A 6,924-nucleotide genomic window follows, 5' to 3' on the forward strand; every position below is an offset into this window, starting at 1 on the left:
TGCGGCAAGGCGGGTGCGCGAGCGCGGCGGCCGCCTCGCCACCGCCGATATCACGCTGATCTGCGAAGCGCCGCGCTCGCGCACCAGCCTTGCCGCATGCTCGACGAATATCCGCGACGCAGCGCCTTTCCACTGCAGGTCGGATGGCGGAAAATGCGTGCCGATGTCGCCGGCGCCGCAGGTCGCCAGCAGCGCATCGGTCAGAGCATGCAGACCGACATCGGCATCGGAATGGCCGGACAGTTTCTTGTCGTGTGCAATGGCGACGCCACACAGCGTGACATGGTCGCCGGGCTCGAAGGCGTGGACGTCATAGCCATTGCCGGTTCTAATGTCGGGAAAGCGTATGCGTTCGCCGGTAAGCCGCTGGTCCGCCATCGCAATATCCCGTGCCCAGGTGAGTTTGACATTGTCCGGCGAGCCCGGAACGATCTTGACCGGAATATGCGCCCATTCGGCGATAGCGGCATCGTCGGTAAAATCCATTTTTCCCAGATGATGGGCTTTCTCGTGTGCGGCAAGAATGGGCCAGAACGGAAAGCCCTGTGGCGTTTGCGCCGCGTGAAGTCCGCTGCGCGAAACGGTTTCGCCAACCACGCCGGAGGCCGATTCGCGTTTCAGCGTGTCGGCGACGGGCAAAGCGGGCAACGCGCCCTCGCGCTCGCCGATGGCGGCGATGGTACGATCTATCAGGTCCGTATCGACAAACGGGCGGACGGCATCATGGATCAGAACCTGCGCCGGCGCGTGGCCTCTCAGCGCAAGCAGGCCGAGTCGGACGGATTCCTGCCTGGTCGACCCCCCGATAACGGCGGTGACGCGCTCGGCGTTGGCGCCCGCCGCCTGCCGGAACAGTTCATGGTCGTCGGCATGGATGGCGACGACGATCTCGCTGGTCCGCGGGTGGGCCAGAAAAATGTCCAGCGTGTGTGCGATGACGGCAAAGCCGCCAATGTATTGATATTGCTTCGGTCCGTTGGCCTGTCCGGCGCGCGCACCACGGCCGGCCGCAACGATCACCACCGCGACCTTGCCATCCCCGCCCGAAACGTGATTTTCACCTGCGTCAGTCATGCCCGTTTGGTCCTAGCGCACGATCCCCAAAAGTGTAATCGGTTTTCGGAAAGATCGTGCGCTAAGTATGAAATTCGAAAGCGTCCTTTGCGCGTTCTGAGGGACGCGCGGCGCTTTGGTCGCGGCCAAAGCCGAAGGCCAGTATTTCCCAATTGCGCCTCAATGTGGCGTCATTCCGCGTTGCACATTGCGCCGGTTCTGGCTAGAGAATGTGCAGTGAATGAAGATGCTTGGTTTTTGTGCATGGTTAACTTGACCAAATTGGCCGCGCCGCTTGACGTCGGTGGTGTGAGAATCCGCAATCGCGTGTTCCTCGCGCCGATGTCGGGGATTACCGACGAGCCGTTCCGGCAGCGCGCCCACGCACATGGCGCGGGCCTGGTCGTGTCCGAAATGGTAGCCAGCGGCGAGCTTGCCAAGGGTAGGGCCGGTTTCAACCTGCGCATACGCCACTCCGGCCTGCCGGTCCATATGGTCCAGCTTGCCGGCCGCGAGGCAGCGCACATGGCTGAAGGTGCGCGTATAGCTGCCGGCGAGGGTGCCGACATCATCGACATCAACATGGGCTGCCCGGCCAAGAAGGTCACCGGTGGCTATGCCGGCTCGGCGTTGATGCTGGATCTCGACCATGCACTGTCGCTGATCGATGCCGTTGTCGGCGCGGTCGACGTGCCGGTGACGGTCAAGATGCGGCTCGGCTGGGACGAAGGCGCGCTCAACGCCCCGATGCTGGCGCGCCGCGCCGAGCAGGCCGGCGTCAGCATGGTGACCGTGCACGGCCGCACGCGCTGCCAATTCTATCAGGGCAAAGCCGACTGGCGCGCCATCGCCCGCGTCAAGGAAGCCGTGTCCATCCCGGTCGTCGCCAATGGCGATGTTTCTTCGCCAGAGGAAGCGGCCGACATTCTCGATCAATCGGGCGCCGATGCCGTGATGGTCGGCCGCGCGCACTATGGCGCGCCCTGGATAGCCGGCGGCATCGCTGTGGCAGCGGCAGGCGGGACGGCGACCAACATCCCGCAGAGCCCGGCGGCACTGGCCGAATATGTCGTCTCCCACTACGAGGACATGCTGGCGCTCTACGGCGCCGAAAGCGGCCTGCGCCAGGCGCGCAAGCATCTTGGCTGGTATCTTGATCGGCATGCCGGCGGCGTCGCCGACGACAGCCGAAAGGCCATAATGACCGCATTCGAGCCCGCGCGCGTCATCGCCTTGCTGCGCGATGTGTTTTCGCGCGATCCGCAACCCTTGAACCTGCGGAGCGCCGCATGAACGCCGCCGCCGGCCAAGGCGCTGAAATGGCGGATGCCGCCCAGATCGTGCTCAACACCATCCGCCGCCCGGTGATCATGATCAGCGAGGAGGGGTTCATCACCTTCGCCAACGCCGATGCGGAAGACTTCTTTCGCTCGAGCGCGACGATGCTGGCGCGCAACACGCTGTCAAAACTCATTCCCTTCGGCAGCCCGCTGCTGACGCTGGTCGACCAGGTGCGCGAGCGCCGGGCCCCGGTCAACGAGTATCGGGTCGACGTGTCGTCGCCGCGTCTCGGCATCGAGAAGGTCGTCGATCTCTATGTCGCGCCGGTACCGGAATTTCCCGGCTCGGTGGTGGTTATGTTCCAGGAACGGTCGATGGCCGACAAGATCGACCGGCAGATGACGCATCGGGGCGCAGCACGCTCGGTCACCGGCCTGGCGGCAATGCTTGCCCATGAGATCAAGAACCCGCTCTCCGGCATCCGCGGCGCTGCCCAGTTGCTGGAACTGTCGGCTTCCGACGAGGACCGCGCGCTGACGCGGCTGATCACCGACGAGACCGACCGCATCGTCTCGCTGGTCGATCGCATGGAGGTGTTTTCCGACGAGCGGCCGATCGACCGCTATCCCGTCAACATCCATGTCGTGCTCGACCATGTGAAGGCGATTGCCAAGAACGGTTTTGCGAAGAGAATCAAGATATTGGAGGATTATGATCCTTCGTTGCCTCCGGTTTTTGCCAACCGCGACCAGCTGATCCAGGTTTTCCTCAACCTGGTCAAAAACGCCGCCGAGGCGATCGGCAGCGACCCGCAGGGCGAGATCGTGCTCTCGACCGCCTTCCGGCCAGGCATCCGTGTTTCCGTTCCGGGCACGCAGGACCGCGTGTCGCTGCCGTTGGAATTCTGCGTGCGTGACAATGGTTCCGGCGTCTCGGAAGACATCTTGCCGATCCTGTTCGACCCATTCATCACCACCAAGCCGAACGGCTCGGGGCTGGGGCTGGCGCTGGTCGCCAAGATCGTCGGCGAACATGGCGGCATCATCGAATGTGAATCGACGCCGCGCGGGACCACATTCCGCATCCTGATGCCGGCCTGGAAAGAAGCACCATACGGCGCCGATGAAGACGGTGAAGGAGACCGCAAATGACCGTTCGCGGCAATATTCTCGTCGCCGACGACGATGCGGCGATCCGCACTGTCCTCAACCAGGCGCTTTCGCGCGTAGGCCACGAGGTGCGCGTCACCTCCAATGCTTCGACTTTGTGGCGCTGGGTGGCGGCGGGCGAGGGCGATCTGGTCATCACCGATGTGGTGATGCCGGACGAAAACGCCTTCGACATGCTGCCGCGAATCAAGAAGGCGAGGCCGGAGCTGCCGGTCATCGTCATGAGCGCCCAGAACACCTTCATGACGGCGATCCGCGCCTCCGAAACCGGCGCCTATGAGTACCTGCCCAAGCCGTTCGACCTGACCGAACTGCTCAACATCGTCAACCGGGCGCTTTCCGAGCCGCGTCGGCCGAAGATCGATGTGCGGCCGGAAGAGCAGCCCGATGCAATGCCGCTGGTCGGCCGCTCGGCCGCCATGCAGGACATCTACCGCATGCTGGCGCGCATGATGCAGACCGACCTGACGGTGATGATCTCGGGCGAATCCGGCACCGGCAAGGAACTGGTGGCGCGCGCGCTGCATGAATATGGCCGCCGCCGCGGCGGCCCCTTCGTCGCCATCAATATGGCGGCGATCCCGCGCGACCTGATCGAATCGGAACTGTTCGGCCACGAGAAGGGCGCCTTCACCGGCGCGCAGAACCGCTCGACCGGCCGTTTCGAGCAGGCTGAAGGCGGCACGCTGTTCCTCGACGAGATCGGCGACATGCCGATGGAGGCGCAGACGCGCCTGCTGCGCGTCCTGCAGCAGGGCGAGTACACGACGGTTGGCGGCCGTACGCCGATCAAGACCGACGTGCGCATCGTCGCCGCCACCAACAAGGATCTGCGCACACTGATCAACCAGGGGCTTTTCCGCGAGGATCTTTTCTATCGCCTCAACGTCGTGCCGCTAAGGCTGCCGGCGCTGCGTGAGCGCTCCGAGGATGTGCCGGACCTCGTCCGCCACTTCTTCAAGCTCGGCGAAATGGAAGGCCTGCAGACCAAGCGCATTTCTTCCGGCGGCATCGAGTTGATGAAGCGCTATCCGTGGCCGGGCAATGTGCGCGAGCTGGAAAACCTGGTTCGCCGGCTTGCCGCGCTCTATTCGCAGGACGAGATTTCCGCCGAGATCATAGAGGCGGAGCTCAAGACCGGCGAACGTCCGGTGGTGCCGGGTGGCGGCAATCTCATTCCTGACGATTTGTCGATCGGTCAGGCGGTCGAGCACTTCCTGCAGCGCTATTTCGCTTCCTTTGCCGGCGAACTGCCGCCAGCGGGGCTTTATCAGCGCATCCTGTCCGAGGTCGAGTTTCCGCTCGTCCTGGCTTCGATGACGGCAACCCGCGGCAACCAGATCAAGGCCGCGGAACTGCTGGGCTTGAACCGCAACACGCTGCGCAAGAAGATTCGCGAACTCGGCGTCAACGTCTACAAATCATCGCGGCAAGGCTGAGCCTTGATCTGAGCCCGCGCTCTTTTCAGGGGATCGGCTCGCGAAAGATTTCCGTCTCGGTCACACTTGTTGCATAATCGCCACAATGCGTTGCATACATCCGACGCAATCATGGCTCTAGACGGCGACATGGCTCCGCAGGCACCGACAACAAACCAACCGCTTTTCAGCGAACCCGGCGCTCGTGACGGGCGTCGGCTGCTTGCGCTGCCAGGCGTGATCACGGTGGTCGGCGCGCTGATGACGGCGGCGATCTCGTTCACTATCCTCGTTGGCGCCACGCCGATCACACCGAACGAGTCGACGACGCTGGCGTTGATTGCCCTCAACGCGGCTTTCGTCCTGTTTCTTATCGCGCTGGTCGGACGTGAGGTGCACCGCATCCTGATGGCGCGCCGGCACGGCAAGGCTGCCTCGCGGCTGCATGTGCGCATCGTCGCCATGTTTGCCCTGGTTGCCGCCATTCCCGCCATCATGGTGGCCATCATCGCGTCGATCACGCTCGACATCGGCCTCGACCGCTGGTTCGAGATCCGCACCAAGACGATCGTCAATTCGTCGCTGTCGATCGCCGACGCCTATGTCCAGGAAAATGCCCGCAACCTCCAGGGCACGACACTGTCGATGGCCTATGACCTCGATGCGTCGCGCACGCTCTACGGCCTTGACCGTACCGGCTTTCTCGACCTGATGAACAAGGAAGCCGTCGGCCGTTCGCTGGCCCATGCGGCGCTGATCAAGCCGGACGGCTCGTTCGTCATGAGCGCCAAGACCGACACGGATTTCGCCATGCCCGAGCCGCCGGAAGGCGCCGTGGCCAGCGCTGCCGACGGCAAGCCGGTGCTGATCGAACCGAAAACGCGCAACATCATGGGCGCCATCGTCAAGCTGCGCGAGATCGACGGGCTCTATCTCTACACCATTCGCCTGGTCGATCCCGAAGTGATCAAGGCACGGCAGATCGTCAGGTCCAACACCGACGAATATCGGGGGCTGGAAGACAACCGCCGCACCTCGCAGGTGGCCTTCGCGCTGCCCTATCTTTCGCTGACGCTGATCATCATCCTGTCAGCCATCTGGACCGGCATTGCGGTCGCTGACCGTCTGGTGCGGCCCATTCGCCAGCTCATCGGCGCCGCCGACGAAGTGGCGACCGGCAATCTCGACGTCGCGGTTCCCGTCAGGCCATCCGACGGCGATGTCGCTTCGCTCGGCGATACCTTCAACAAGATGCTTCTCGAACTGAAATCGCAGCGCAACGAGATCCTGTCGGCCAAGGACCTGATCGACGAACGCCGTCGCTTCTCGGAAGCCGTGCTTGCCGGCGTCACCGCCGGCGTCATCGGCGTCGATCCCTACGGCATCGTCACTATCGTCAACCGCTCTGCCGAGGCGATGCTGGCCATTTCAGCCAGCGCCGCCCTTGGGCAGAACCTCTCCGCTGTACTGCCGCATGTCGGCCGCGTCTTCGAGATCGGCCGCAAGTCCGGCAAGCCCGTCTATCGCGAGCAGGTGACCTTCTACCGCGCCGGCGCCGAACGGACCTTCAACGTCCAGATCACCATCGAGGCCGGTGATGACGGCACGGAGGAAAAATCCTATGTCGTGACGGTCGACGACATCACCGATCTGGTTCAGGCTCAGCGCTCCTCCGCTTGGGCCGACGTGGCACGGCGCATCGCCCACGAGATCAAGAATCCGCTGACGCCGATCCAGCTTTCCGCCGAGCGTATCAAGCGACGCTTCGGCAAGGTCATCACCGAGGACCGTGAGATTTTCGATCAATGCACCGACACCATCATCCGGCAGGTCGAGGATATCGGCCGCATGGTCGACGAATTCTCGGCTTTCGCGCGCATGCCCAAGCCCGAGATGAAAGCCATAGATCTGCGCGAATCGTTGCGCGAGGCCTCGTTCCTGGTTGAAGTCAGCCGCGCCGACATTGCTTTCGAGCGCGTGTTCGGTAACGAGCCGCTCAAGGG

General features: G+C 63.4%; 5 protein-coding genes. 4 read left to right on the forward strand and 1 reads right to left on the reverse strand.

What is annotated here, in order from left to right:
• Window positions 1-1,074 (reverse strand): 2-C-methyl-D-erythritol 4-phosphate cytidylyltransferase (gene ispD / locus EN943_RS33145; protein ID WP_245476068.1); only part of this gene is annotated, 1,074 nt, incomplete at its 3' end.
• A 243-nt stretch (window positions 1,075-1,317) separates the two neighbouring features.
• Here ispD and dusB point away from each other — a divergent pair.
• The 4 genes from dusB to EN943_RS33165 all read left to right on the forward strand — a co-directional run.
• Window positions 1,318-2,346: a tRNA dihydrouridine synthase DusB gene (dusB, locus tag EN943_RS33150; RefSeq protein ID WP_127416157.1), complete on the forward strand. Its 1,029-nt coding sequence runs from the start codon at window positions 1,318-1,320 to the stop codon at window positions 2,344-2,346.
• On the forward strand, window positions 2,343-3,485 hold the full coding sequence (locus EN943_RS33155) for a nitrogen regulation protein NR(II) (protein ID WP_127416158.1): 1,143 nt from the start codon (window positions 2,343-2,345) through the stop codon (window positions 3,483-3,485). Before dusB ends, EN943_RS33155 begins: the two co-directional genes overlap by 4 nt.
• Window positions 3,482-4,942 (forward strand): nitrogen regulation protein NR(I), encoded by a 1,461-nt coding sequence (gene ntrC, locus EN943_RS33160; RefSeq protein WP_127416159.1) that lies wholly within the window; start codon window positions 3,482-3,484, stop codon window positions 4,940-4,942. The genes EN943_RS33155 and ntrC overlap by 4 nt, the downstream gene beginning before the upstream one ends.
• 129 nt (window positions 4,943-5,071) lie before the next feature.
• Window positions 5,072-6,924, forward strand: a 1,853-nt coding sequence (locus EN943_RS33165) for a PAS domain-containing sensor histidine kinase (RefSeq protein WP_164778509.1), incomplete at its 3' end; no start/stop codon positions are given.

The sequence above is a fragment of the Mesorhizobium sp. M7A.F.Ca.US.006.01.1.1 genome, from assembly GCF_003997935.1.
Classification (GTDB): Bacteria; Pseudomonadota; Alphaproteobacteria; order Rhizobiales; family Rhizobiaceae; genus Mesorhizobium.

Bases quoted from the DNA above. Each gene is read 5' to 3' on its own strand.
- dusB (WP_127416157.1), top strand. From the start codon at position 1,318: ATGGTTAACTTGACCAAATTGGCCGCGCCGCTTGACGTCGGTGGTGTG.
- EN943_RS33155 (WP_127416158.1), top strand. From the start codon at position 2,343: ATGAACGCCGCCGCCGGCCAAGGCGCTGAAATGGCGGATGCCGCCCAG.
- ntrC (WP_127416159.1), top strand. From the start codon at position 3,482: ATGACCGTTCGCGGCAATATTCTCGTCGCCGACGACGATGCGGCGATC.